The sequence below is a fragment of the Hydrotalea sp. AMD genome, from assembly GCF_004100315.1.
GTDB lineage: Bacteria > Bacteroidota > Bacteroidia > Chitinophagales > Chitinophagaceae > Hydrotalea > Hydrotalea flava.
Genome location: NZ_SCKY01000004.1, coordinates 1 through 26,221 on the forward strand (window position 1 = coordinate 1; position 26,221 = coordinate 26,221).

Annotated in this window: 27 protein-coding genes; 20 read left to right on the plus strand and 7 right to left on the minus strand. The window is 37.0% G+C overall.

All coding sequences use genetic code 11. The annotated features are described in order from the left end of the window. Positions 1-64: 64 nt before the first annotated feature. A protein-coding gene (locus EO766_RS02970) for an IS5 family transposase (RefSeq protein ID WP_143439552.1) occupies positions 65-837 on the plus strand; the annotation gives its coding sequence in 2 pieces (ribosomal slippage) (positions 65-401 and positions 401-837; 774 coding nt in all). On the opposite strand, the gene EO766_RS02975 is transcribed toward EO766_RS02970, so the two are convergent. Then, positions 812-2,851 (minus strand): SusC/RagA family TonB-linked outer membrane protein, encoded by a 2,040-nt coding sequence (locus EO766_RS02975; RefSeq protein ID WP_081301299.1) that lies wholly within the window; start codon positions 2,849-2,851, stop codon positions 812-814. The two genes, EO766_RS02970 and EO766_RS02975, sit on opposite strands and share 26 nt — an antisense overlap. A gap of 552 nt (positions 2,852-3,403) precedes the next feature. On the opposite strand from EO766_RS02975, the gene EO766_RS02980 reads away from it, so the two are divergent. The 3 genes from EO766_RS02980 to aat all read left to right on the plus strand — a co-directional run bounded on the left by EO766_RS02980 (position 3,404) and on the right by aat (position 5,362). Beyond that, positions 3,404-4,282 carry an AraC family transcriptional regulator gene (locus EO766_RS02980; RefSeq protein WP_074420197.1) on the plus strand — a complete coding sequence of 293 codons (879 nt, stop codon included), beginning with the start codon at positions 3,404-3,406 and terminating at the stop codon, positions 4,280-4,282. Between the two features lie 89 nt (positions 4,283-4,371). After that, positions 4,372-4,686, plus strand: coding sequence for an ATP-dependent Clp protease adaptor ClpS (locus tag EO766_RS02985; RefSeq protein ID WP_074420198.1), 315 nt, complete (start codon positions 4,372-4,374; stop codon positions 4,684-4,686). Continuing rightward, positions 4,676-5,362, plus strand: coding sequence for a leucyl/phenylalanyl-tRNA--protein transferase (aat, locus tag EO766_RS02990; RefSeq protein WP_287100665.1), 687 nt, complete (start codon positions 4,676-4,678; stop codon positions 5,360-5,362). The genes EO766_RS02985 and aat overlap by 11 nt, the downstream gene beginning before the upstream one ends. Here the strand turns inward: aat and EO766_RS02995 are convergent. The 3 genes from EO766_RS02995 to EO766_RS03005 all read right to left on the minus strand — a co-directional run bounded on the left by EO766_RS02995 (position 5,359) and on the right by EO766_RS03005 (position 8,963). Beyond that, the gene (locus tag EO766_RS02995; RefSeq protein WP_074420200.1) at positions 5,359-5,970 is read right to left on the minus strand and encodes a DUF4294 domain-containing protein; all 612 of its coding nucleotides are present in this window, start codon (positions 5,968-5,970) and stop codon (positions 5,359-5,361) included. The genes aat and EO766_RS02995 overlap by 4 nt on opposite strands. A gap of 62 nt (positions 5,971-6,032) precedes the next feature. Next, the gene (ccsA, locus tag EO766_RS03000; RefSeq protein ID WP_074420201.1) at positions 6,033-8,471 is read right to left on the minus strand and encodes a cytochrome c biogenesis protein CcsA; all 2,439 of its coding nucleotides are present in this window, start codon (positions 8,469-8,471) and stop codon (positions 6,033-6,035) included. Between the two features lie 84 nt (positions 8,472-8,555). Then, on the minus strand, positions 8,556-8,963 hold the full coding sequence (locus tag EO766_RS03005) for a cytochrome c maturation protein CcmE domain-containing protein (protein ID WP_074420202.1): 408 nt from the start codon (positions 8,961-8,963) through the stop codon (positions 8,556-8,558). 144 nt (positions 8,964-9,107) lie between these two features. Here EO766_RS03005 and EO766_RS03010 point away from each other — a divergent pair, with 144 nt between their 5' ends. From EO766_RS03010 to EO766_RS03070, 13 genes are all read left to right on the plus strand, one after another. Next, positions 9,108-9,704: a hypothetical protein gene (locus EO766_RS03010; RefSeq protein ID WP_074420203.1), complete on the plus strand. Its 597-nt coding sequence runs from the start codon at positions 9,108-9,110 to the stop codon at positions 9,702-9,704. A gap of 16 nt (positions 9,705-9,720) precedes the next feature. After that, positions 9,721-11,028 (plus strand): radical SAM family protein, encoded by a 1,308-nt coding sequence (locus EO766_RS03015; RefSeq protein WP_074420204.1) that lies wholly within the window; start codon positions 9,721-9,723, stop codon positions 11,026-11,028. Positions 11,029-11,046: 18 nt separating this feature from the next. Beyond that, positions 11,047-11,958, plus strand: coding sequence for a DMT family transporter (locus tag EO766_RS03020; RefSeq protein WP_074420214.1), 912 nt, complete (start codon positions 11,047-11,049; stop codon positions 11,956-11,958). 120 nt (positions 11,959-12,078) lie between these two features. After that, the gene (locus EO766_RS03025; protein WP_143439408.1) at positions 12,079-12,660 is read left to right on the plus strand and encodes a hypothetical protein; all 582 of its coding nucleotides are present in this window, start codon (positions 12,079-12,081) and stop codon (positions 12,658-12,660) included. A 135-nt stretch (positions 12,661-12,795) separates the two neighbouring features. Continuing rightward, positions 12,796-12,930, plus strand: a complete 135-nt coding sequence (locus EO766_RS03030; protein WP_262900152.1) for a hypothetical protein — start codon at positions 12,796-12,798, stop codon at positions 12,928-12,930. 37 nt (positions 12,931-12,967) lie between these two features. Beyond that, complete coding sequence (locus EO766_RS03035) at positions 12,968-14,191, plus strand: TCR/Tet family MFS transporter (protein WP_074420206.1); 1,224 nt, start codon at positions 12,968-12,970, stop codon at positions 14,189-14,191. A gap of 141 nt (positions 14,192-14,332) precedes the next feature. Further along, a complete protein-coding gene (gene pdhA, locus EO766_RS03040) occupies positions 14,333-15,328 on the plus strand; it encodes a pyruvate dehydrogenase (acetyl-transferring) E1 component subunit alpha (protein WP_074420207.1) in 996 nt (331 codons plus the stop codon). Between the two features lie 47 nt (positions 15,329-15,375). Then, positions 15,376-16,065 carry a tetratricopeptide repeat protein gene (locus tag EO766_RS03045; RefSeq protein ID WP_074420208.1) on the plus strand — a complete coding sequence of 230 codons (690 nt, stop codon included), beginning with the start codon at positions 15,376-15,378 and terminating at the stop codon, positions 16,063-16,065. Continuing rightward, positions 16,065-16,574 (plus strand): 6,7-dimethyl-8-ribityllumazine synthase, encoded by a 510-nt coding sequence (gene ribH, locus EO766_RS03050; protein WP_081298999.1) that lies wholly within the window; start codon positions 16,065-16,067, stop codon positions 16,572-16,574. The genes EO766_RS03045 and ribH overlap by 1 nt, the downstream gene beginning before the upstream one ends. A 3-nt stretch (positions 16,575-16,577) precedes the next feature. Next, entirely contained in the window at positions 16,578-17,297 is a 720-nt protein-coding gene (locus tag EO766_RS03055; RefSeq protein WP_074420210.1) for a (Fe-S)-binding protein, read from the plus strand. Between the two features lie 25 nt (positions 17,298-17,322). After that, entirely contained in the window at positions 17,323-17,742 is a 420-nt protein-coding gene (locus EO766_RS03060) for an EVE domain-containing protein (RefSeq protein WP_074417932.1), read from the plus strand. A gap of 26 nt (positions 17,743-17,768) precedes the next feature. Continuing rightward, positions 17,769-18,467, plus strand: a complete 699-nt coding sequence (locus EO766_RS03065) for an SIR2 family NAD-dependent protein deacylase (RefSeq protein WP_074417926.1) — start codon at positions 17,769-17,771, stop codon at positions 18,465-18,467. A gap of 166 nt (positions 18,468-18,633) precedes the next feature. Further along, a complete protein-coding gene (locus EO766_RS03070) occupies positions 18,634-19,959 on the plus strand; it encodes a hypothetical protein (protein ID WP_074420211.1) in 1,326 nt (441 codons plus the stop codon). Positions 19,960-19,965: 6 nt separating this feature from the next. Here the strand turns inward: EO766_RS03070 and EO766_RS03075 are convergent, their stop codons facing one another. Beyond that, positions 19,966-21,198, minus strand: coding sequence for a spore maturation protein (locus tag EO766_RS03075; protein ID WP_074417924.1), 1,233 nt, complete (start codon positions 21,196-21,198; stop codon positions 19,966-19,968). A 246-nt stretch (positions 21,199-21,444) separates the two neighbouring features. Between EO766_RS03075 and ychF the strand changes: the two genes are divergently transcribed. The 3 genes from ychF to EO766_RS03090 all read left to right on the plus strand — a co-directional run bounded on the left by ychF (position 21,445) and on the right by EO766_RS03090 (position 24,692). Beyond that, positions 21,445-22,548: a redox-regulated ATPase YchF gene (gene ychF, locus EO766_RS03080; protein WP_068241231.1), complete on the plus strand. Its 1,104-nt coding sequence runs from the start codon at positions 21,445-21,447 to the stop codon at positions 22,546-22,548. A gap of 82 nt (positions 22,549-22,630) precedes the next feature. Beyond that, a complete protein-coding gene (locus EO766_RS03085; RefSeq protein ID WP_074420212.1) occupies positions 22,631-23,773 on the plus strand; it encodes an NAD(P)/FAD-dependent oxidoreductase in 1,143 nt (380 codons plus the stop codon). A 94-nt stretch (positions 23,774-23,867) separates the two neighbouring features. Continuing rightward, the gene (locus EO766_RS03090) at positions 23,868-24,692 is read left to right on the plus strand and encodes a glutaminyl-peptide cyclotransferase (protein WP_287100668.1); all 825 of its coding nucleotides are present in this window, start codon (positions 23,868-23,870) and stop codon (positions 24,690-24,692) included. A 7-nt stretch (positions 24,693-24,699) separates the two neighbouring features. Here the strand turns inward: EO766_RS03090 and hisF are convergent, their stop codons facing one another. Together hisF and hisA are read right to left on the minus strand one after the other, a co-directional pair. Continuing rightward, a complete protein-coding gene (hisF, locus tag EO766_RS03095; RefSeq protein WP_218330377.1) occupies positions 24,700-25,488 on the minus strand; it encodes an imidazole glycerol phosphate synthase subunit HisF in 789 nt (262 codons plus the stop codon). Then, entirely contained in the window at positions 25,488-26,213 is a 726-nt protein-coding gene (gene hisA / locus EO766_RS03100) for a 1-(5-phosphoribosyl)-5-[(5-phosphoribosylamino)methylideneamino]imidazole-4-carboxamide isomerase (RefSeq protein WP_074417921.1), read from the minus strand. Before hisA ends, hisF begins: the two co-directional genes overlap by 1 nt. Positions 26,214-26,221: the final 8 nt, after the last annotated feature.

Consider the following 26,221-nt stretch of genomic DNA (forward strand, 5'->3'; position numbering starts at 1 on the left):
TCTCAAAAGTATGTTTTTTGTAATAAATTGAATGAATTTGCCGTTTATAAGAGAAACGACATTTATGGATATCACAAACGAACAATGGGACTTGATCTGTGGGTTGATTGAAAAAAATATTCCGGCCAAAAAGATAGCCGGACGTCCTCGAGTAGATGATAGAGCAATTTTAAATGGGATATTATGGATATGTAGAACCGGGGCACCATGGAAAGACCTGCCAGATCGATATCCACCTTATCAGACCTGTCACCGGCGATTTCAGGAATGGGTAAAGTGTTTGCTATGGGAGCAGATATTAAGTCGCCTGGCGGTGGATTTAAAAACTAGGGGAAAGATTGATTTGGCAGAATGTTATATTGACGGCAGCTTTTCAGCGGCTAAAAAAGGGGCTTTGGAGTTGGGAAAACTAAGCGGGGCAAGGGTACGAAGCTCATGGCAATTGCAGACCGTAATGGTCTTCCTATCGCCATTTCCACACATGAAGCAAGTACCCATGAGATTAAACTCGTTGAAAAAACGATATCAAAACGATTTACGCGAACAAAGCCTAAACGCTTGATTGGGGATATGGCTTATGATAGTGATCCTCTTGATAAAATACTTAAAGGGAACCGCATCAAAATGATCGCTCCACATAAAACCAACCGGGTGAAAAAGGCCACACAGGATAGACGTGAATTACGACGATACAAAAACAGGTGGAAGATCGAAAGAGTCTTTGCCTGGATTCAGCAGTTTCGACGTTGTCAAACAAGATTTGATTACTATGATGCTAATTTTCTCGGATTTGTACAATTAGCTTGTACAATTATATTATTAAGAAACTACTTTTGAGATACGCTCTAATAGAACCGGATGTACCCCATCCTCCTCTCAATTTTAAATCATTAATCCAGCTAACATTTTTCATGAAATTTTCATTGGAAATACGCCATCCTGCAGAAATAGAAGGGAAATTACCATATTGATGGCCGGGAGCAAAAACGGAAGAACCATCTCTTCTTAATGTAGCTGCTAAAATATATTTATCTGCATAACTATAATCAATTCTCCCGAAATAGGAAGATATTGCTAATTGATAAGGTGGATAACCAATATTACTTTGTGAATTTGGAGCACCTGTATTTAATGTCCAATAATTTGGGTCAGTACTATAATATGATCCCCTGCCGGCGCTAATACCTCTGTTGTATTGGTTTTTGGCTTCCTGACCCACTAATACATTTAAGCTATGTTTGCCAAAAGTGTTGCTATACTTAACGGTATTTGTCCATTGCCATAAGCTATTGTAACCAGCTCCTTCCGTAAAGGCATTAGGATTGGTATTGCCTTCTGCATTTTCATAAGCCGTATAGGTAAAATAATAGTAGTAATAATTATCAAAATAACCTCCAAAACTTGTACGGGCTGTAAAATGCTTTAAAAAATCCACTTCAGCAAATACGTTACCGTTTACCTGCCAATCATTACTCCTATTATTGGCAGTCCTTTGTTGATTTGCCACAGGATTTTGTGCATTACTTAAACCCACTGATTTAGTACCGGCATAATTTCCCATGATATCATATATAGGAATAATAGGTGGTTCACGGTAACTCATTGAAATAGCATTACCCTCATTCTGGTTGGTAAAGCCCGGACTTTGTTTGTAAAACACATAGGCATTTTCTCCAACTCTGATATGATTATTTATATTAAAAGTGGTATTCATTCTTGCTGAATAGCGCTTTAAATAGGTATTAATCAAAGTTCCCTGCTGGTTTAAATATCCTACTGAAAACAGGTAAGTTGATTTATCATTACCACCACTGGCTGTTAAAGTATGGCTTTGAAAAATGGCAGGTTTAAAAATTTCATGAAACCAATCTGTGCCAATTTTATTGGCCTTTGTAATTTGATTGGAATTTATATTGTAGGAAGCTGGGTCTGTTCCAGGATCACCCACTTTTGCTCCGGTAGGAGTAATATAATCCGGAATTACAGGCGTATCACCCTGTCCAAACTGTGCATTTCTGCTTCCGGGAGCAATACCACTGTTAATTTCGTATGCTTTCACCACATTGGCATAACCCTGTGTGTTTTCTAAGTTAAAGCCATTTTTCAACGGACGTTGGGTGCCCACAAAAGCATCGTAGCTAATTCTGGCTTTACCCTGACGGCCTCTTTTGGTGGTAACAATAATTACCCCGTTAGAACCCTGTACCCCATAAATAGCAGCAGCTCCGGCATCTTTCAATACCTGAATGGATTCAATATCACTGGGATTGACGTCCTGTAAATTTCCCTGTACACCATCTATCATAACTAATGGCGCTGTACTTCCGGGAGAAGTAATACCTCGAATTTTTACACTGGTACCACCACCAGGTACACCGGAATTAATAACCGTAACACCTGAAGCCTGACCTTGTAACAAAGCGGCAGTATTACCACCTGGTACAGATTTCATATCGTTTACATTTACAACTGAAACAGAACCGGTAATGTCCTTTTTCTTTTGCGATGTATAACCCAATACCACAATTTCATTTAAATCACTAGTGGATTCGGTTAGGGTAACGTCAATTCTTGAACGGCCACTTACAGGCATGGTTACATTGTTGTAACCCACTGAAGAAATTACCAATACACTTTTATCGCCCGGAACTTTAATGGTAAATGTACCATCATCGTTCGTAGCGGTAGCATTGTTGGTACCTTGTACCGTTACCGTAGCGCCGGCAAGGGGTTGATTGTTTTTACCGGTTACTTTACCGGAAACTGTTTTTTGTGCAAAAGCCCCCAATGTGCAAAAAAAGAGGCCGCAAAAAAGCAAAAAACATCGAGATAGATGTGGATTGTTTGGCATAAGCAATGTTTTCGTTAGGTTGTTAAATAATCTTTAACAAATTTAAGTATCGCAAACGATTGTGTTCTTACCTTTTACCATCATGTTTCAGTGATTTTTTAACATACAATTATGTATTTTTTACACATTAATTTAATAAAAGCCGCTCTCGTTCAGTGTTTGACAATACAGCAATTCTACAATTGATATATATCAAAAAATATTTTTTCTACAATAAACGGGTAACATATTACACAAATACACATTCTCACTTACATACCTTTCAATAACGGTATAGCAATGACGAGGTAACAGTGCTCACTTAAACATTGATAGATAAAACATTGAAGCCCATTTTAAAATTGAACCGGGTTAATAATTCTTGTTCAGTAAATTAAACACTGACAAACTATAAACCCATACATTGCACATCTTATTCACAACGGCTATAAATATTTGATACTGTTGCAGCGAAACAAATCATTTTTTTGCCTTGCAGAGGGTGATGGGTGATACCAGCAGCTATATTCTAACCAACTATTTTCAACCTACTGATTGCTTTAACTGCACTGCATGAAAAATCTCAACCAAAAACGATTCTTGCCCATAGAAGAAGCAGATGCTTTTATTGTACTGAGGCATGCTATCAATGATCCTGCCCAAAGATTACATTATCATGATTATTGGGAACTCTTATTATTTCAAAATTCTGAAACAGCTACTTGTATTATTGGTAATAGCATTACTAAAATCAACCACGATACTGCATTGTTCTTATTACCACCCGGTACATTGCACGGCTGGTGTACCGGGCACAATTCCTCTTCTACCGGTCTTGTAAAGCAAGTAATTTTTCAACAAGATTTGTTTGGAGATTGCATGCTTAACAAAAACCAGTTTTTCCACATTAGAAAATTATTTCAAGCCGGAATCAATAGCATTCGTTTTTCAAATAACTCAGCTCAGAATGCACTGGCAGCAATACAACTATTGGAAAAAGAAAATGATTTTAAAGGGTTACTCATTTTACTGAAATTATTATCTACTGTTTCATTGCAAAAGCAATGGGAAATTTTGAATGATAATTCAGAAACAATGATTCAAAATTTGCAAAACAATACTAATCAGGTTAATAAAGTAATGGATTATTTAAACACCCATTTCAAAGAAGAAATCAGCCTGAAAAAAATGTCGTGCATTATGAATATGAGTGAAGCTACATTAGCCCGTTTTTTTAAAATGCAGACAGGTAAATGTTTCACCGATTTATTAATTGAAAAAAGAATATCTTATGCAACCAAGTTACTGATAGAATCAAATGATCCAATTCATGAAATTGCCTACCAGTCAGGTTTTAATCAGGTTACCCACTTTAACCGTTTATTCAAAGCACATACCGGGTTTTCTCCCAAAATGTATAAGCAATTCCTACTTTCTTCCAAAACAGCCTGAATCATTTTTTCAAAACTTTGCTCTTTTCAACAAATGACCATGTAGGGTGTTGTATTTCCTATTTTAACAGAACTACCTATTTTTGCAGTATGATTCAGATTTTAAATCATACGAAAGAAAAAAATTGGGAAGAGGCCTCCATTGATACCATTACAGCATCAGTGCCTACCTGCCATTTAATTGTATGGAATGATGATGTGAATACTTTTGACTGGGTAATTGAAACCCTGATTGAAATTTGTGGCCATACGCAAGAGCAGGCAGAGCAATGTGCCTTATTAATACATATGAAGGGCAAGTGTGTGGTAAAAAATGGAGATTATGAAACCTTAGATCCCATGCGTAGTGCTATTTTAGACAGAGGTATCAACGCCACCATCGAAACCATTCCTATTGGTTCTTAATCATTCATTTCCCGATATTGATTACCACCCTATGCCTCTTTATCAATTAAATGAAACATTTTGGTTTCCGCCGGTTACCGAAAGTATGGAAGATGGCCTTTTGGCAATAGGCGGTGATTTACAAATACCTCGTTTACTCACAGCCTATAAAAAAGGAATATTCCCCTGGTATGAAGGGAATTCACCATTGTGGTGGTGCCCGGATCCCAGATTTGTACTTTTCCCAAATGAACTTAAAATTAGCAAAAGCATGCAGGTATTGCTAAAGAAAAATGCTTTTGAGTTTTCTGTTAACCAGGCATTTCATGCTGTGATTAAACACTGCAAAATAACCAAACGAAATGGGCAAGATGGAACATGGATAACCGATGAAATGCTTGAAGCTTATACCACACTGCATCAATCAGGCTGGGCACATAGCGCTGAAGTCTGGCAAAATGGCCAATTAGTGGGCGGGCTTTATGGCATAAAAATGGGAAATATATTTTTTGGGGAAAGTATGTTTAGCTTGGTGAGCAATGCCAGCAAATTTGCTTTTATACGTTTTGTGCAACAATTAATGGAGGAAGGAATTGTATTAATTGACTGTCAGGTGTATACAGAACATTTAGAAAGTCTGGGTGCACAATTTATCAGTCGGGAAAATTTTACCGAAATTTTGTCGAGAAATATTTAACCCCGCATACCATACATTCTTTCCAGGTCGCGTACAATGGTTTCAATATCCCGGTCATTTCCATTGGGGTCGTAGTTTTGTTTTAAACTGGTACCGAAAAAGAAGGCAACAGTTTGATAAACAGTGGCTGTTAAACTTCCCTTATATTCCTGAATAATTTCATAACAATTATTCCCGGTTTCTCTATAAATCAGTTTCATTAAAATTTTGCCCTGATAAATGGATAATTGCGTTAACTTATCTGTAAATTCTTTTCTTAATTCTTTTTCTCTGGAGCGAATAATTTTTCTTCTTTCGCTTTTATTAGTAACACCTGCCAGGCGGGCATTAATTTCATTCATAATTCTGCCTGCAGCTTTTGCATAAGGATAGGTAACGTACACTGCATTGCGTAGCCTTGTCCATTCAGTCCAATATCTTTTTTGGCGGGCATTTAAGCGGTAAAGAATAGAAACATCCGGTAAATATCCCATGGGAATGGTATCACCTTCCGGTGTAATAAAAGCATGAACGGGAATGGTATCATAAATGCTGTGCTGTGCATGTGATTGCCTGGCAATCAAACACAAACAAACGATTACAATCATATGCAGGATTCGCTTTACCATACACGCTGATATGCTGTAGACATATATTCATTGGTTAATGCTGCCAGCGTAATAAAAGTAACCTATTCTTTTGAAAAAAGTGCCAGACGGATTCGCTGATAAATAGACATAAAAAAGCCAATTACCATTATTACAACCCCCAACCAAAGCATATTAATCAGAGGAAACTCATATACTTTTAATGTTACCAAATCGGTAATGGCGCCACTCTCTCTTACTCCTATTTCTATTTTACCATCCTGCGGGTTACTCACTTTATTAAATTTCACTATCAGACTTTGTGCTTTAACCGTATCCGGATAGTTGATTAAATCGTTATTATCAATAACAATTCCGGGTGTTATGGGATAACGGCGACCATCTTTAGTAATAGCAGTCATATCTAAAAACAATGCGGTTTCACCATTTTTAAATTTATCTTTTTGCGATTCAGGATTTACCTGCACTTTATTCAAGATAAGCATACCATTGCTGTAAAAAGTAGTATCGCCTGGTTTTATGGCAATATTTCTAAAAGTGGCAGTATCTGCCTGATCATTTTGCTGAAAGGATGATATGTATACAAAAATATCTCTGTTCCAATAATGTTTTGAATCCGGATTGGGAGAAAAGCCTTCCATCCCTTTGTTATTTTTAATGATATCAGGATATACTTTGAACTGTTCTTTACCATTTTTGGCCTTAAAATCAATTTCATAATACCGTTTACGGTCTTTGGGGTTTAATGTATCCTGTACATAGGTTACCATGTATTTACCCATATCGGTAGCAACCCCTTTAAACAAAGTAATATTTTCTACAGGATCTTCTTTTTTGTCTTTTTTAAACACTGCAATACCTGTTGTATTCCAACTCAATACTTCTTTTTTACTTGAAGAGATTAATACACCCAATAAAATCATTCCAAATCCAACATGCGCTACAGAAGCACCGGCAACCTTTAATTTTCCTTTTAAAACAATCCATATATAAGCAGCATTGGCAATAATGGAATAAATAGCCGCATAAATTCCCACATAAATGGCTACCAGAAAGCCAATACCTTGTTTGTTATAATGAATATTGCCCCAAATGCATATGGCTGAACCAACCAATAATGCTGCCACTGTTGGCCATAATATTTTTTTACCAAAATATTTTTCAGGCGTGCTTTTGTATTTAAAATACTGCGTTACCGCCGTTAAAATTCCAATGATTATTAAAATAAATATTTGAACCTGATTGAAAGAAAATTCCGGATCTTCAGGTGGAGCTATATTGGTACCAAATAATTTGTTATACACAGGAACGGATGTTTTGGCCGCAATAATAATAGCAGCAAGAAACAGTACCAATGCACCAATAAACATCCAAAATTCTCTGCTGTAAGTATTTTCTTCTTTCTGGATAGCCGGAATTTTTTTATAACGCAAGAAATATAAAACAAGAGCAGGAAATAAAAATACCAGTACAAACAATAACAACTGCACATTCATACCTAAATCGGTGAATGCATGTACAGAAGTATCGCCCAGTATACCACTACGGGTTAAGAAGGTAGAATAAAGCACTAAAATAAAACTAAGAATATAAAAAAGATAGGTAGAACGTAAAGAATAGCCTGTTGATTTATAGATAAGATTCGTATGTAAGCCTACAATCATTACAATCCAGGGTACTAAAGAGGCATTCTCAACCGGATCCCATGCCCAATAGCCGCCAAACGATAAACTTTCGTAAGCCCAGGCAGCGCCCATCATAATTCCGGTACCCAAAACAGCACCTGAAAATGCGGCCCAGGAAAGACTTATTTTTATCCAGCTATGGTCTTTTTTATATAAGCCTGCAATAGCATAGGCAAAAGGCACAATGGTTGAGGCAAAACCTAAAAACAATACCGGCGGATGAATGACCATCCAATAATTTTGTAATAATGTATTTAAATCATTTCCTTCATGAATGCGGGGCAATTGCAAATAATTTGGGTCAGAAAAAATAGGGATATCAGGCATTTGCTGACGCCATAAAATAAATGGATTACTACCTACCTTGTAACCAAAAAAGTAGATGCCAATTAACATAGAGGCTATGCAAAACTGTGCAAAACTTATCACCGTCATCACGCCTGCTTCCCATGTTTTGCTGGTTTTTATTAAAATCCAACCCAGCACACAATGCCAAAAACTCCACAATAAAAAACTACCTTCCGAACCTTCCCAAAAACAACTTAATATATATTTCAATTGCAAACTGCGGGAGGAGTGGTTCCACGCATAAAAATATTCAAAATAATGGTTATAAATAATATAATATAATGAAAAGAAAACACCCAATACAGAAATGGTTTCAATTAAAAATGAAATACGGGCAAGCTTTATCCAGCTCTGTTTGTCTGATTGCAAATCGGGAATACGAGCTGCATTAAAATAAGCAATGGTGGCCACTAATGAAGCCACCAAAGAAAGGATAGAAAAAAAATGACCAATTTGTCCGGGTAAAAGGTGTTCTCCGTTATACTGCATAATGTATCAACTTAATAAAAAGGGTAAATGAGTGGCAAACTAAGCATAAAATGAGGATTGAATGAAAAACCCTGTTGTTTATTGTTAGTCTTGCTTCGCCATAGATTTTTCGGTAGACTGGGGATTATCTTTATATTTTGAAGGGCACTTTAATAAAATATCTTTACATTCAAAATGATCACCATCCATACGGCCTTTTAATACCAACCGGTCGCTTTTTTCCATATCAGTAGGTTTGGTATTATGGTAAACAACTTTTACTGAATTGCCCAAAGTATCAATGGCAGTAAAACTTAAAAAATTGGGGTCTTTCACTGCATCGTACTGAATGGGTTCATTTTTGTCGAGTTTAGCAATTAAATTCACAAATTTTCCCGGCTTTTCTTTTGCTGAAGCAATGGTTTCATAAGTGGTTAAATTACCGGTATAGCTAATTAAAACAGTAATGGCTGCTGCAATGGCTACTAATAATATCAAATGCATCTTCTTCATATCATTCGTATTTTACTGCGCAAAAGTACTTGTAAAATGAATAGATAATACTGATGTTACTCAGCTATTCTTAATTTATTGCCTTTCATTTAACAAAAATATGAGTGGGTGCAGTTTTTAAACCTATTTTTGCGGTTTTGGATTATGATAGCACGCCCTTCAAAAACATACGATTATATTATTGTTTTAAAATACCCTGTTCGTTTTTTTAAAGCAATTGACATCATTAGTCAGTTAATGCTGGCTATTGCAAGTGTGACTTTTATTTTAAGAGGTATTTTATTATATCATGCCGGCATTAGCGGCGGCATATACACCCTTTTTTTTCTGATTCCCATTTTAATCTTCAGCTGGTGGATATGGTGTTACCGGCAACAATCCAGAGGCTATATGCCTTTTTACCGGTTTGCTTTAATGATAGCAGCCTGGGGATGGTATTTGTATCCAAAAGGCCTGTTCTTTGCCATTCTGTATTTAATTGCTGCGGTACTTGAAAAGCCGGCCAAGGTATTGCCGGAAGTTGCTTTCGACAGCAAAGAAATTGTTTTCAACAGTATTCCTTCCAAAAGAATTAGCTGGTTACAGGTAAATAATGTGATACTGAAAGACAATATTTTAACAATTGATTTAAAAAACAATCAATTGATACAAAAAAATGTGGATGCTGAAGTATCGGAAAAAGAAGAAGCTGAATTTAATGCTTTTTGTGCAGCGCAATTACGGGCCGCACAAAAAAATTAATTTATTTTTGAATTGAATGAAATTACACATGTTACAACAATCGCCTTTTTTATTGTATTCAGATGGTAATGGCAATATTTTTGAAGATGAAACCCTTTTTGCAACCGGACGTGCTGGTTGGGATGCATTTCAGGTGCCGGTAGAAGACTGGATAACCTTACCTGAAGGAGGTAACCTGTATGAATTACCACAACGTAGGGGCATTGGCGTTGATATAAAAACCGGTGAAATGCGATTGTGTGAAAAAGGCTGGGCGGTTGCGGCGTTTATTCCACCCGCACATACAGGATTATTTTTGGCTGCCTACGAATCGTTTCCCGATGCGCCCACCCTTCCATTATTCTGCTATACTGCAGCAGGTTGGTATAACAATACCATTTATGTACCTGCTATCAGAATTGAGAAAGATATTCGCCAGGAATGTGCAGGATATGATGAAAAACTGATTCAAACCGGCGCTAATCAATTACTGAAAAATTATCCGAGAAACAGGTTAGTACAACATTTAATGAATAATTGTTGTAATACCTATCACTGCCCCGCTGCCAGAAATTTTGCTTTGGGAAGATGGGAATGCCCTGTGCCTACCTCTCCGGCTTGCAATGCCAATTGCATTGGCTGTATTTCTTTTCAACCGGAAGAAGAAACTATTGTTTCAACCCAGGATCGGCTAACTTTTAAACCTACTGCTGCAGAAATTATTGAATTTACGGTACCCCATTTGCTACAAGCCCCCTATCCTATTGTAAGTTTTGGGCAGGGTTGCGAAGGTGAACCTTTATTGATGTGGGAAACCATTCGTGATGCCATCATTGAAATCAGAAAGCATACCTACAAAGGCAGTATTAATATCAACACAAATGGCTCTAAACCCGATGCAGTGGCCGAATTATGCAAAGCCGGTTTAAACAGTATTCGGGTGAGCACCAACTCTGCACAAAAAAGTATTTATACCAGCTATTATCGACCCAATAATTATGCATTTGAAGATATTATTGAAAGCTTGAAAACAGTTCGCCAATTTGGAGGATGGAGCAGTATTAATTATTTTGTTTTTCCCGGCGTAACTGATACTGTTAAAGAATATGAGGCTTTAAGAAAATTGATCCAAACTACAAAACTCAATATGATACAATGGCGTAATTTTAATATTGATCCCGACTGGTATCTGGGTCAAATTAATATGGTCGAAACAGGCGAAATGCTGGGTATTAAACAATTGCAACAATTAATACATGAAGAATTTCCGGAAGTAAAATTCGGTTATTTCAATCCTCCCATTGAGCGAATAAAAGGCAATTACGAAAAAGATTTTGCCCATTAATGAATGTATGAATCTCAAATGAGTAACAAAAAAGTTCTGGTAGGTTTTTCTGCTGCAATACTTGCAGTGGTATTGTGGTCTGGCAATTTTATTGTTGCAAGAGGATTGGCAAAATCAATTCCACCGGTACAATTAAGTTTACTACGATGGTGTACCGCCTCCATTCTTTTATTACCATTTGCATATACAAAAACCAAACAACAATGGAACCTCATTATTCAATATCGCCGTTATCTTTTGGGTACTGCATTTATTGGAATTAGTTTATTTAATACACTGCTTTATTTTGGTGGTCATTATACACAAGCCATCAATCTTGCCATCATCGGAACTTCGGCATCACCGGTTTTTTCTACTTTTTTAGCCGCTATTTTTTTAAAAGAAAAAATTGGTATAGCCAGAATAGCGGGCATGCTTTTATGTTTATGGGGTGTATTATTTTTAATGGCAAAAGGTAACTGGCAACATTTACAGTTGTTGAAATTTTCAACAGGCGATATTTGGGTTTTCTTAAGCGCACTTTTATTTGCAGTATATACCATTATGGTAAAGAAAAAACCTGCACCCCTTGATGCAACGGTATTTCTTTTCATAATAATAACAGCCGGAACCCTGCTACTAATTCCATTATTATGGATTCAACCATTTTTTTTGCAACAAAAAATGATATGGACTCCAAATACCATTTGGATAATTCTTTATTTGGGCTTAGGCGCATCTGTTCTGGCTTATTTAAGCTGGAATAAAGCGATACCCTTGTTGGGTGCGGCAAGAACGGCCTTATTGGGCAATTTAATTCCGGTACTAAGTACTGTTGAAGCCGTTATTTTTTTGGGGGAAGCCTTCAGTAACATTCACTTGATAAGCAGTATCATTATTATTGCAGGCATAATTATTGCCAATTTACCAAGACTCAAAAAAGAAATTTAAATAAGCGTGAATGCACAACTGCTATTGATGAATTTTTAACAAATTTTCTCAATCATGGGCTAAACCTTTATGTACAAAAACAGTCTTTACAGGCACGTTTTCATTGCAAAAAAATTTATTATGCTTTATAAAAAAATATTCAATACTATTTTAATAGCCATTTTATTTGCTGCCTGTTCTACCCCTAAAACATATTTTACTGCTGCCATCCGCTCTCAATTAGCAGCTAATCATCAACCACTTGATAAAATTCAATTTTATAATGACAGGAATATTGTGTTAAGAAGAGATGTAAAAACCGGTGAAGCTAAAGTAAATGATGGTAAAGTAGTTTTGGAAAATGGCCGTAATGTAAATATTATTACATTAAAGAAAAATACGCCTGGTGTTTGTGTATTACAACGGAACAATATTGTAGGCATTGCATTTGAACAAGACAACAATAATTTTATCACTTTTGGCAAAACCAAACAGGCTCGGCCCAACGATCCCTATCGTATTTTAGCCAATGAGTGGATTAATGAATATGGTGTAATTAATTATGATGGCCAACCATACCACATTGAGCCCGCAGGTACCGAAGCGAGTATTATGATAAAATCGAAAATTTTGCGTAAACTCAATATCAGTCAACGCGAAATGAAAGGAAGAAAAGTAAATGATAATGATATGAGTAATCATACAGCAACTGAAAATAAATAAGCTGTGTAATTTCTTGCATTCTTATATAAACTACACCCTGAATGCAGTTTAACCTGCTATTTAAATTTGTTTTATTCCGACCAACTAACTTACCGGGAGGATTTCAGATGGCTCAAAAAAAACAACAAATCGGATATGATTTTATATCTGCAAGCTTTTGCTGCATTGCTTGAAGAAAAATTAACCGAGTATACCAATATTTCGGATGTATTGCAGGCATCAGCAAAACAAGCCTATTCCAATCTATTAAAAAAGATTGATTCAGGATAGATAATTTACTGTTATTTTGCTGCCACATTTTCACTTCATGGCAAAAGACAAAAAGCAGGCGGCATTGGGTTTTATTTTTATTACATTATTAATAGATGTTACCGGTTTTGGCATCATTATTCCCGTATTGCCCAAGCTCATTGAGCAACTTATTCATGGTAATTTAAGCCAGGCATCGAATTACGGTGGCTGGTTATTGTTTGTATATGCTGTGATGCAATTCATTTTTGCCCCCATTCTAGGCAATTTAAGTGACAGATATGGCAGGCGTCGTATTTTATTATTTTCTCTTTTTGGTTTTGGAATGGATTATTTGTTACAAGGCTTTGCACCCAATATATTCTGGTTATTTGTGGGCAGGTTTATTGCAGGCATAACCGGGGGTAGTTTTACCACAGCATCTGCTTATATTGCCGATATCAGTACTCCTGAAAAAAGAGCGCAAAACTTTGGAATGATTGGTGCAGCATTTGGCTTAGGTTTTATCATAGGACCTGTTTTAGGTGGTATTTTAGGTCATTACGGACCAAGAGTACCTTTTTTCGCAGCAGCTGTTCTGGCTTTTGTTAACTGGCTATATGGCTATTTTATTCTTCCTGAATCATTGCCTGCCGAAAACCGCCGAAAATTTGAATGGAAACGCGCCAATCCTTTGGGTTCACTGGTTCAATTAAAAAAATATCCGGTTATTTCCGGTTTGGTTTTCTCCATTACATTGTTGTACATTGCCGGCCATGCTGTACAAAGTTGCTGGAGCTATTATACTATGAGTAAGTTTGGCTGGGATGAACAAATGGTTGGCTATTCTCTCGGTTTCATCGGGTTAATTGTTGGCATTGTGCAGGGTGTTTTAATACGTTCCATTATACCCAGATTAGGTCAGGAGAAAAGCATATACATTGGATTAAGTTTATATGCAGTAGGTTTTCTTTTGTTTGCATTTGCCTCAACTACCTGGATGATGTTTGTATTTATGATACCCTATGCGCTGGGTGGTATAGCCGGCCCATCTATACAAGGTATCATCTCAAACCATGTTCCACCCAACGAGCAAGGCGAATTGCAGGGAGCATTAACCAGTTTAATGAGCGCCACTTCCATCATTGGCCCATTAATGATGACACACATCTTCGCTTATTTCACTTCCTCAAAAGCACCGGTGCATTTTCCGGGAGCAGCCATGTTATTGGGCGCCTTACTTACTTTTATCAGTACAGCGTTCGCTTATCGAACACTTAAAGCGGAAAAAACAGACCAATAAAATATTTGTGCTCTCACGGTAACAAATACATTTCTAAAATTTAGATAGAGCGACTCTTTCATTCACTGAAATTCACTTAAAATATTGCCCTCTGTAATTTACATTCTAAGTACTATATTTGCCCCTCAAAATTAAGTAGCAGTGGCAACAAAATTTACGAAAGAAACATACCTATACTGGTACGAATTAATGCAATTGATTCGCCAGTTTGAGTTGAAAGCAGAAGAAATGTATAAAATGGCCGGAAAAATCAGAGGTTTTTTTCATGCCTATGTAGGCCAAGAAGCTATTGCAGCCGGCTGTATGACAGCAACTACGCCCGATGATCCATTCATTACCGGATACAGAGACCATGGCTGGGCATTAGCAAAAGGAGTATCACCCAATGCCTGTATGGCGGAATTATATGGAAAAGCTACCGGTTGTTCTAAAGGAAAAGGTGGCAGTATGCACTTTTTTAGTGTTGAACATAAATTTTATGGCGGTCATGGCATTGTAGGTGCACAAATTGCTACCGGTGCAGGTCTAGCCTTTGCTGAACAATACCGTGGCACCAATAATGTTGCCTTATGTTTTTTTGGCGATGGTGCTGCCCGTCAGGGAATTTTACATGAAACATTTAATCTGGCTATGCTGTGGAAATTGCCTGTTATTTTTATTTGTGAAAACAACAACTATGCAATGGGCACTTCTGTTCAACGCACATCAAATGTTGTTGACATTTATAAATTAGCAGATAGTTATGATATGCCCGGCGATAAAGTAGATGGTATGATTCCGGAAGATGTACACGAAGCCGTAGCCCGTGCCGTAAAACGTGCCCGTGAAGGCGGTGGCCCTACTTTGTTAGAAATGAAAACATATCGATACAAAGGTCATTCTATTTCTGACCCCCAGAAATACCGTACCAAAGAAGAAGTAGATGAATACAAAAATCAGGACCCCATTCACAAGGTTTTACAAACCATCTTAACCAATAAATTTGCTACACAGGAAGAGATTGATGCCATTGATGCTAAAATTGCCCAGGTTGTTGAAGCCTCCGTACAATTTGCCGAAGAAAGTCCATTCCCCGATGATAGTGAAGTTTACAAAGATGTATATGCAAACGACAATTATGTTTTTGATATTGATTAATTAAAACAATAACACAATACAACTTAACACTTAAACCCACTATTGTAATGAGTGAACATACACACCAACACGTTGAAAAAGACCCATTATTAAAAGCTGAATATTTTTGGAATAAATATTCAAAACAAATTACCATTGCCGTTATTGCAATTATTGTTGTGGCGGGTGGATGGTATGGATACAATCAATACATTGTTAAACCCAAAGAAGAAAAAGCAGCAGAAGCTATTTATAAAGCACAGGAATATTTTGCTCAGGATTCTTCTAATCTGGTATTAAACGGTGACGGATTTAACAAAGGTGTTCTTTATATCATTAAAAACTATGATGGTACAAAATCAGCCAATTTAGCTAAATATTATGCAGGTATCAGTTACCTTAAATTAGGCAATTTTGCAAATGCTGTAAAATACCTGAAAGAATTTTCAACCGATGCCCTGCAAATTCAGATGTCTGCCTATGGCGCATTGGCTGATGCTGAAGCTGAATTAGGAAAAAATGATGATGCCATTCAAGATTATAAAAAAGCCGGAACCACTTTCCCTAAAGATGCGTTCTCCTCTTCTGAATACCTGTTCCGCGCAGGTTTATTAAGCGAAACATTAGGTAAAACGAAAGATGCCATTGAATTCTATAAAGAAATCAAATCAAAATACCCGCAAACCGATAAAGGCCTTCAGGCCGATAAATACATTTATAGATTAAGCATCGAAAAAAATGATTTAAGCGTAAAATAATGACTGCAAAAGGAAATACAACATTACATAAAGGCATCCCCGTAATAAAGGATGCCTTTGTATTATTGGTTAAAACCGAATGGAATGCACCTATTGTTGATGCATTGGAAAAAGGTTGTATCAAAATTTTAAAAGCCAATCATATTGGTTATAAAGTGATGACGGTACCTGGCGCCATTGAAATCCCATTTGCTATTCAACAACACTTCGACTTTACTGTTAATATACCCGATGCTTATATTGCATTGGGAACGGTAATAAGAGGCGATACACCACACTTCGATTATGTTTGCAAGTATGTAACCGAAGGTATATTACAACTGAATTTGAGTTTAGCAAAACCGGTAATTTTCGGTGTACTAACAGTTGAAAATGAACAACAGGCCAAAGAAAGAATTGGCGGAATACATGGCCACAAAGGAGAAGAAGCGGCCATTACAGCCATTAAAATGATTGATTTAAACAGAAAGATTCAGGCCCAGCAGTTTGAGTTTGATATAAAGTATTAGGAAATGAATGTGCAATTGTTTATACCATGTTTTATTGACCAGTTGTATCCGCAGGTTGGTTTCAATATGGTAAAAGTACTGCAAAAAGCAGGATGCACGGTTCATTACAATACCAACCAAACCTGTTGCGGCCAACCGGCTTTTAATGCCGGATTTTGGGGCGAATCAAAAGAAGTTTGTTCAAAATTTATCAAAGATTTTTCAGGAGATGAATTTGTTGTTGCACCCAGCGCCAGTTGTATAGGTTTTGTAAAAAATTACTATCCCAAACTATTTGAAAACACTTCTATGCACAACGAGGTAAAATCATTAACTGAAAAAGTGTATGAGTTTAGTGATTTTTTGGTAAATATTGTAAAGATAGAATCTTTTGGTGCCAGTTTTCCTGCAAAAGCAACGTATCACGACAGTTGTGCAGCCCTTCGGGAATGTGGATTGAAACAGGAACCCAGAAAATTATTGCAGCAGGTAGCCAGATTAGAATTGGTTGAAATGAAGGATGTAGAAACCTGTTGCGGATTTGGCGGAACCTTTGCCGTAAAATTTGAACCCATCAGCGCAGCTATGGGCGATCAAAAAATAAGCAATGCACTTGCTACAGAAGCTGAATACATTATTAGCACCGATATGAGTTGCCTAATGCACCTACAGGGCATAATTAACTATCAGCAAAAACCCATTCAGGTAATGCATTTGGCCGATGTGCTGGCAAGCGGTTGGTAAACTTAGTCAGTTAAAAAATGATATTATGCAATACTGGTTAGTAAAATCAGAACCTTTTAAATACAGTTGGGAACAATTTGAAAAAGATGGACAAACCTTTTGGGACGGCGTGCGTAATTATGGCGCCCGTAACAATTTAAAAGCCATGAAAAAAGGTGATTTAGTGCTTTGGTACCATAGTAATGAAGGCTTGGAAATTGTAGGAATTGCACAGGTAATTAAAGAATATTATCAGGACCCCACTACTGCTGAACCTGCATGGGTAGTGGTTGATTTGAAACCTTTTCAAAAACTTAAAAAACCGGTTTCACTTGCACAGGTAAAAGCAGATGAACGTTTAACAAATATGGATTTGGTTCGCTTGGGTAGACTTTCCGTTCAAACCGTAAAACCGGAAGAATGGAAGGTCATTATGCAATTAAGTGAAACCAAACTAAAAAAATAACGGTATCGCATTTACATTTATTCATAATGCTTAAACCTAATATTGTTGTACTAACCGGAGCCGGTGTTAGTGCCGAAAGTGGATTAAAAACCTTCAGAGATGCTGATGGGCTTTGGAATGGTTATGATATCAACGAAGTAGCCACACCACAGGGGTTTGCAAAAAATCCAGCGCTTGTGCTCAATTTTTATAACCAGCGAAGAAAAGATGTGGCCAATGCACAACCCAATGCTGCACACTATTTCCTTGCATCGTTGCAAGAACAATATTCCGTTCAGATTATTACGCAAAATATTGATGATTTACACGAACGAGCCGGAAGTAAAAATGTATTACACCTGCATGGCGAAATTTTTAAAATGCGTAGCATTGCCAACCCCTTCCTAACCTACCCCATTCATGGTGATATTCATTTGGGTGATCTTGCACCAGATGGAACACAACTCAGGCCATTTATTGTTTGGTTTAATGAAGAAGTACCCTTACTGGGAAAAGCGGCAGAATGGGTTGCCGCAGCAGATATATTGATCATTATTGGCACTTCCTTACAAGTATACCCGGCAGCAGGATTAATCAACTTTGTTTTGACCGGTACACCTATTGTAATTATTGATAAAAATATACCCCCTTTCCCTTCAAAAAAGAATATCATTACAATTGAGCAGCCTGCTACCAAAGGTGTTGAAAGTTTGCCGGCCGTACTTGAGGCGCTTAGCGATTCCTAAGTATGTTTTGCCAGGTTAAATTGTTAAAAACTGTTGGTAACAGTATACAAACATAAAATTGATTGTAACATTGCATATAACATCCGGCCGATATCAATTTTTTATTTGAACAATTCTGAAGAATACATTATCAATAATAACATTCTGATTATCTAAGGCATCATCCATGAAAAAAATCATTCTCAGCATCATACTGTTTGTATTTGTTACCGGAAATCTGCTTGCACAAAGAAAAGCAACAGCATCTTTACTGGAGTTAGAACACTTTATTCAGCAAAATAAACAATTGGTAACAGATACAACCAACCCATTTTTATCGATGTTAGAAAAAGGACGCATCCAATATTTTAAACCATTATACAAAGCTTTTGTACTAAAAAATGAATTAATTGACACGCATGGTTTACCGGCCTATAACGAAGATGTAGCGCAGGCTTTGGCATTTGCAGGTGATTATCAGTCAGCTTTGTATTATCAGGAACAAGCTTCTGAACCACTGCCCGACAGCTATATTAACACGGTTACAAAAAAGGTGGAAGCATTGAACAATCTTCAAATGGTTCCCGCCATTCCATTTATTTTAAAGCAAGCAGGAAATCGTTCCATTGTTTTAATAAATGAATCGCATAGCAAACCACAGCACAGAGCTTTTGCCATTGTGTTGTTAGAAGGATTGTATCAGCAGGGTTTTAGATACTTAGCTATGGAAACTTTAAATCCTTATAAAAATGCATCTTTAAAACAACTTACCGTACAAACAGGATATTATACTTCCGAGCCGGTTTGTGGTGAATTGGTGAGAAAAGCATTGCAAATGGGATTTACATTATTGCCTTATGAAGATGAGAATGCCAACCGGCTCAGCAACAATCAGCGTGATTCAATGCAGGCCGTTCATTTAGCTCAATTTATGAAAAAACATCCATCTGAAAAAATTGTCGTGTTGGCCGGGTATGAACACACAGCTCAATTGGCATGGGATCGTGAAAGTATTCCCATGGCAGTGTATTTGCGCTATTTATCCGGTATAAAACCTTTGAGTATTGACCAGACTGAAATGACCGAGGGTAGTAATTCTGATTATGGCCGCTTGTATTATGCTGCATTCGTTCATCAACACAATATTAAACAAACGGTAATTCCTTTGCGTAACAATATACCGGTACAATTGTTAGATTCGGGAGTGTATGATATGTATGTTGTACACCCACCTACCAAATACCAGGATGGCAGACCTGCCTGGTATAATTTTAATAACACCAGAAAAGAGATACCTGTTTCACCCGCATACAAAACACTCTTCTTTGTTCAGGCATTTTATAAAAACGAATGGGGCGAAAAAGAAGAGGGAATTTATATACCTGCAGACCAAACTTTTGTAAATGCAGAAAATGGTTTTTACTACCTGTATTTATATCCGGGAAAATACCAAATTGTATACCGCGATAAAGCCTACGCAATATTGGGTACCAAAGAAATTACAGTACAGTAGTGATAATTATCTAAAAAAGATATATCCAATAATAATGGCTGCTATAACACCAATAAAATCAGCCAGCATGCCGGCCCAAATTGCATAACGTACTTTTTTAATACCCACACTTCCAAAATACAGGGCTATTATGTAAAAAGTAGTATCTGCTGATCCCTGAAAGGTAGATGCCATTCTGCCCACAAAAGAATCAGCACCATGCGTTTGCATTACATCCAACATTAATCCACGTGCACCACTGCCGCTAAATGGCTTCATAATGGCAACGGGCAAAGCAGGTGTAAAATCGGCATTAATGCCCAATAATTGAATGCCGTGTGTTAACACATCTACCAAATAACCTAAGGCACCACTATCTCTAAATACCCGTATTGCAACCAACATACCAACTAAATATGGAATAATTTTCAACACCACATCAAATCCATTTTTTGCGCCATCAATAAAAGCATCAAATACATTTATTTTTTTCCATAAGCCTCCAATAATAATCAGTACAACAATCAGCATTAACAATAAATTACCCGATACCTTACTAAAAACGGCTTTATCGGGCGCAGATAATCCATTTACCCAAAACAATAATGCACCCATTATGGCCAGCAGGCAAGCCAGCCACGTTACCAAAACCATATCCCATTTTAGTTTTTGCCAAAACCCAACAATAATAATAGACGCCATTGTTGCAACAACTGTAGCCAATACACAAGGTATAAATACACTGGCCGGTTCATGCGAACCTGCCGCCAAACGATAGGTAAGAATAGATAAAGGAATAATGGTTAATCCGCTGGTATGCAGCACTAAAAACATAATTTGTGCATTGGTGGCTTTTTCTTTTACCGGGTTTAGCGTTTGCAAACTTTCCATTGCTTTTAACCCAAAAGGAGTTGCAGCATTATCTAACCCCAACATATTGGCAGAAAAATTCATCACCATCTCACCCATTGCCGGGTGCCCATCCGGCACTCCGGGAAATAAGCGCTTCATAAAAGGATTTAATATTTTCGATACAAATCGGATAGCACCTGCCCTTTCTGCAATATTCATCAATCCTAAAAAAAACACCATGGTTCCTGCCAGAGGAAATGCCACATCAATTACAGAACCTTTGGCAGTATCAAACATTCCATCCACCAATGTTTTAAAAATTTCGGTATCATGTAAAAAAATAAATCTATACAATGCAATTACAAATGCAATCAGAAAAAAAGCAATCCATACAATATTCAACGCCATTTTATAAAGGTTTTAATACAATCAATGAATGTAAAGCCTGATTTTACAGTTAAACTGTGCTATTATCCCAACTTTTTATCAAAATTTCAAATACTTGTTTAAAATAGGCTCTTCCAAATTTTCATTGAAAATAAGCATTCTGTAAATATGAATAAGACCTTACTTTTGCGGCTTAATAGAACAAATTACTTTGCTGTAATTAAACCTGTTCGGGAGCTAGTTACAGTTATACTAAAACAAAAAACAATGGCTTTACAAGCAGGAATTGTAGGATTACCCAACGTAGGAAAATCAACTTTATTTAATGCCGTTACCAACAGTGCCAAGGCGCAGGCCAGTAATTATAGGTTTTGCACCATTGAACCCAATGTAGGTTTGGTAGATGTACCCGATGAACGTTTACAACATTTGGCCGCTTTAGTAAATCCCAATAGAATTGTACCCACACAGGTAGAAATAGTAGATATTGCAGGTTTGGTAAAAGGTGCCAGTAAAGGAGAAGGCCTGGGCAATAAATTTTTAGGCAATATTCGCGAAGTAGATGCGATTATACACGTTATCCGTTGTTTTGAAGATGAAAATGTTTTGAGAGAAGAAGGCGCCATTAATCCTGTTTCAGATAAAGAAATTATAGATACAGAACTACAATTAAAAGATTTAGAAAGTGTAGAGAAAAAAATTCAGAAAACGGAAAAGTTGGCTCGTGTAGGTTCCGAAACCAAAGCGCAGGCAGAGTTAAAAACGCTTTTACAATGTAAAGCACATTTGGAACAAGGAAAAAGCATACGTTCATTACAACTTTCAAAAGAAGAAAAAACAGCTATTGATGATTTGTTTTTGCTAACCGACAAACCAGTTTTATATGTAGCAAATGTAGACGAGGCCAGTATGCATACCGGCAATAAATATTCTGATATTTTACTGAAAGCCGCCAATGAAGAGGGTGCTCAGATGATTATTATGAATAATGCCATTGAAGCAGATATTGCAGCGATGGAATCGGCAGATGACCGCCAATTATTTATGGAAGAATACCACATGAAAGAACCGGCGCTAAACCGATTAATTCAAAGTGTATATAAACTTTTGAATCTGGAAACTTATTTCACGGTTGGCGTTCAGGAAGTAAGAGCATGGACCATACATGTGGGCTGGAAAGCACCGCAAGCTGCCGGTGTTATACACAGTGATTTTGAAAAAGGCTTTATTAAAGCGGAAGTAATTGCTTATGAAGATTTCATAAAATATGGTAGTGAGGCCGCCTGCCGCGATAATGGCAAACTAAGAATTGAAGGAAAAGAATACATTGTTAAAGATGGCGATATTATGCACTTCAGGTTTAATGTTTAACGCTTAGAAATAGCATCAATTCAACTTCTAAATGCTTTCTTAAAATGTAAGTATTTGATGTGATGTTTTGTACATTTGATAAATGCAAGCAAATATTTCAATTTGGGAAAAAGAAAGTTTTTTTGCACCTCAGGATGTAATTATTGTGGGCGGTGGATTAATGGGTTTATGGACCGCCATTGCATTGATAGAAAATGCACGTACTTTACGCGTTACCATACTTGAAAAAAATATTACCCCACTAGGTGCTTCTACCCGAAATGCCGGTTTTGCCTGCTTTGGCAGCCCAACAGAATTACTGCATGATGCACAAAAACTGGGAGAATCGGCCATGTTAACTATAACAGAAAAGCGATTTAGAGGGATAGAAAAAATCACACATTATATTCCTAAAAATCAAATTGAATACGATCCCTGTGGTGGTTATGAATGTATTACTAATGATCAATTAAAATTAGATACGATTGCAGATAGCATTGCCTATCTCAATAAATTACTGGCGCCCATTACAGGAACGAAACGCACATTCATTAGAAATGATGCTGCACTCTCCACTTTAGGCTTACAACATTTTGATGCGCTGATTCAAAATAAAATGGAGGCCGGATTACATAGCGGTAAATTAGTACAGGCATTACAAACAGAAGCAATAAGCTTGGGTGTACAAATATTAAGTGGTATTGAAGTAACTGAATGTTTGCAACACAACAATGGGGTACAGTTACATACCCGTCAAAATTTGGTATTTACCGCTGAAAAAGTGGTGTTATGTACTAATGCATTTTCAAATAACATTTTTACCGGGCAAACCATTCCCGTAACACCCGGAAAGGGTCAAATTATTCTCACGTCGCCCATCGAAAATTTGCCATTACACGGCACATTTCATTTTGATGCAGGTTTTTACTATTGGCGCAATTTGGGCAACCGTATTTTGCTGGGAGGTGCCAGAAACAAAGCGTTTGAAGAAGAAACCACTACCTCACTTACTACTTCTGCTACCATACAAACTGCATTGGAAGATTTTTTGAAAACACATTTGCACCCTTCCATTCATTATACCATTGAACAAAGATGGAGTGGTATTATGGGCTTTACCGACAACCATTTACCCTACATTCATTTTATAGAACCCAATATTTTAGCTGCCATTGCCTGCAATGGTATGGGAGTTGCTTTAACACCCATCATTGCCGAAGAGGTTGCTGATAGATTAATACAATGAAACTAATCCATTCAACATACTTTTCTATTCAAAAAACGAAACCATTACAATGAACATTTCAGAAAAAATTTTTTTTAAAAAAAAAATTCGGTTGATGCGCCCAATCAATATTGTATTGTTTAGTATTTTGCTGTTTTTTACAGCATGCCATAATAACAACGAGAAAGAAAATACCTATCCCACTACTCCTTCCATTCCATCGCTTTCTTATAAAATCATTAGCGTATTGCCGCATGATACTACTTCCTTTACCGAAGGATTAGAGTTTCACAAAGGCTATTTGTACGAAAGTACCGGCGACCCTGATTATGCAGGAAGAAGTAAATTGGCAAAAATAAATACTACAACAGGCATGGATGAACAAAAAATTATTTTAGCACCCGCCTATTTTGGAGAAGGCATTACATTATTGAATAGAAAAATTTATCAACTTACCTATAAAGAACAAAAATGTTTTGTATATGACGCCGCTACTTTTAAAAAATTAAAAGAATTTACTTATCAGGGTGAAGGCTGGGGTATGACCAATGATGGAAAATATTTAATTATGGATAATGGCAGTAATGAGTTGATTTATCGCGATCCGGAAACTTTTAATATTGTAAAAACCGTGCCTGTTACCGGTGTCCCAAAAGATTATAACGGACATGATGTTTTCATTAATGAGTTGGAATATGTAGATGGTTTTATTTATGCCAATTTATATACCATGGATTTTGACCAATTGGTAAAAATTGATCCTGCAACCGGTAAGGTAATGGGTATTTTGAATTTAAACGGATTGTTGGAACGTTATGCCCCACCTGCCGAAACCTCAAAACGTGATGTACTGAATGGCATTGCATACGATAATGCCAATAAAACATTTTATATAACAGGAAAATACTGGCCAAAATTATTTGCCATCCAAATTCAATAACATTATACTACGATCGAATTGGGATATTGCAGCTTTTTAAATATTTTTTTAAATCGGGTATCCCCATTTCTTTGAAATGAAAAATACTGGCGGCCAGCGCAGCATCTGCATGTGCATGGTTGAACACTGCTTCAAAATGTTCCATGGTGCCACCACCGCCACTGGCAATTACCGGTATAGGTAATGCAGTACTGAGCTGTTTGGTAATATCCAAAGCAAAACCTTTTTTAGTGCCGTCGTTATTCATAGAGGTTAATAAAATTTCGCCGGCACCGGCATTATATGCCTGCTGAGCCCATTCCATACAAAGCATTGCTGTTTTAGTTCGGCCACCATTCAAATAAACATACCATTGTCCATCAGCCTCCTGCTTTGTATCAATTGCCAGCACCACAAACTGACTACCAAATTCATTGGCTAATTGTGTAATTAAATCAGGTTGTTTAAATGCAGCTGTATTTACTGAAACCTTATCAGCACCATTGTGCAGTAATATGGATGCATCATTAATAGAACTTACTCCACCGCCCACTGTAAATGGTATATTGATATGCTGTGCAATTCGGTTGGCTAATTCTTTAAACGTTTTGCGTTTTTCAACAGTTGCCGTAATGTCTAAAAAAACCAATTCATCAGCTCCCTGTTGTGCATAAAAAGCACCAAGCTCAACAGGATCTCCGGCATCACGAATCTGCTCAAAATGAATTCCCTTTACGGTGCGGCCATCTTTAATATCTAAACAGGGAATAATACGTTTGGTTAAGCCGGACAATATGGGTTTATTTTTTGTTTCCATTACAATGATGCATTAAAATGAACCAAATCGTTCAATGATATTTTATTTTCATAAATAGCTTTACCTACAATGGCACCGCTGCAACCTATTGCTTTTAAATCAACCAAATCCTGCAATTGGCTGACACCACCACTGGCAATTAAGTGCAAATCAGGCAACGATTCAATCAGATTTGTATACAATTCAATGGAAGGACCTTCCATTCTGCCATCCTTACTTACATCGGTACAAAAAATTTGCTGTACACCCAAGGCAAGATAGGTGGCCATAAAATCTTTTACGGGTAGATCGGTGGTTTCCATCCATCCATGAATGGCAATACATCCGTTTTTTACATCTGCCCCCAATAAAAATTTAGTAACGCCAAATTGCTGTAACCATTCTACAAACAATTCCTTGTTCTTCACTGCTATACTTCCTACAGTAACCAATGCAGCTCCTGATTCTAAAACCACTTGTACATCGTGTGTGGATTTAACACCACCGCCAAAATCAATTATTAAACCGGTTTCGGTAGCTATGGTTTCCAGCACTTTCCAGTTGGAAACTTTACCCATTTTTGCACCATCCAAGTCAACCAGATGTAATCGTTGAATACCGGAAGCTTCAAACATTTTGGCAACCTCTAAAGGGTTTTCATTATAAATTTTTTTCTGATCATAATCGCCTTCCGTTAATCGGACGCATTTTCCATCTATAATATCAATGGCGGGAATAATTTGCATAGAATAAC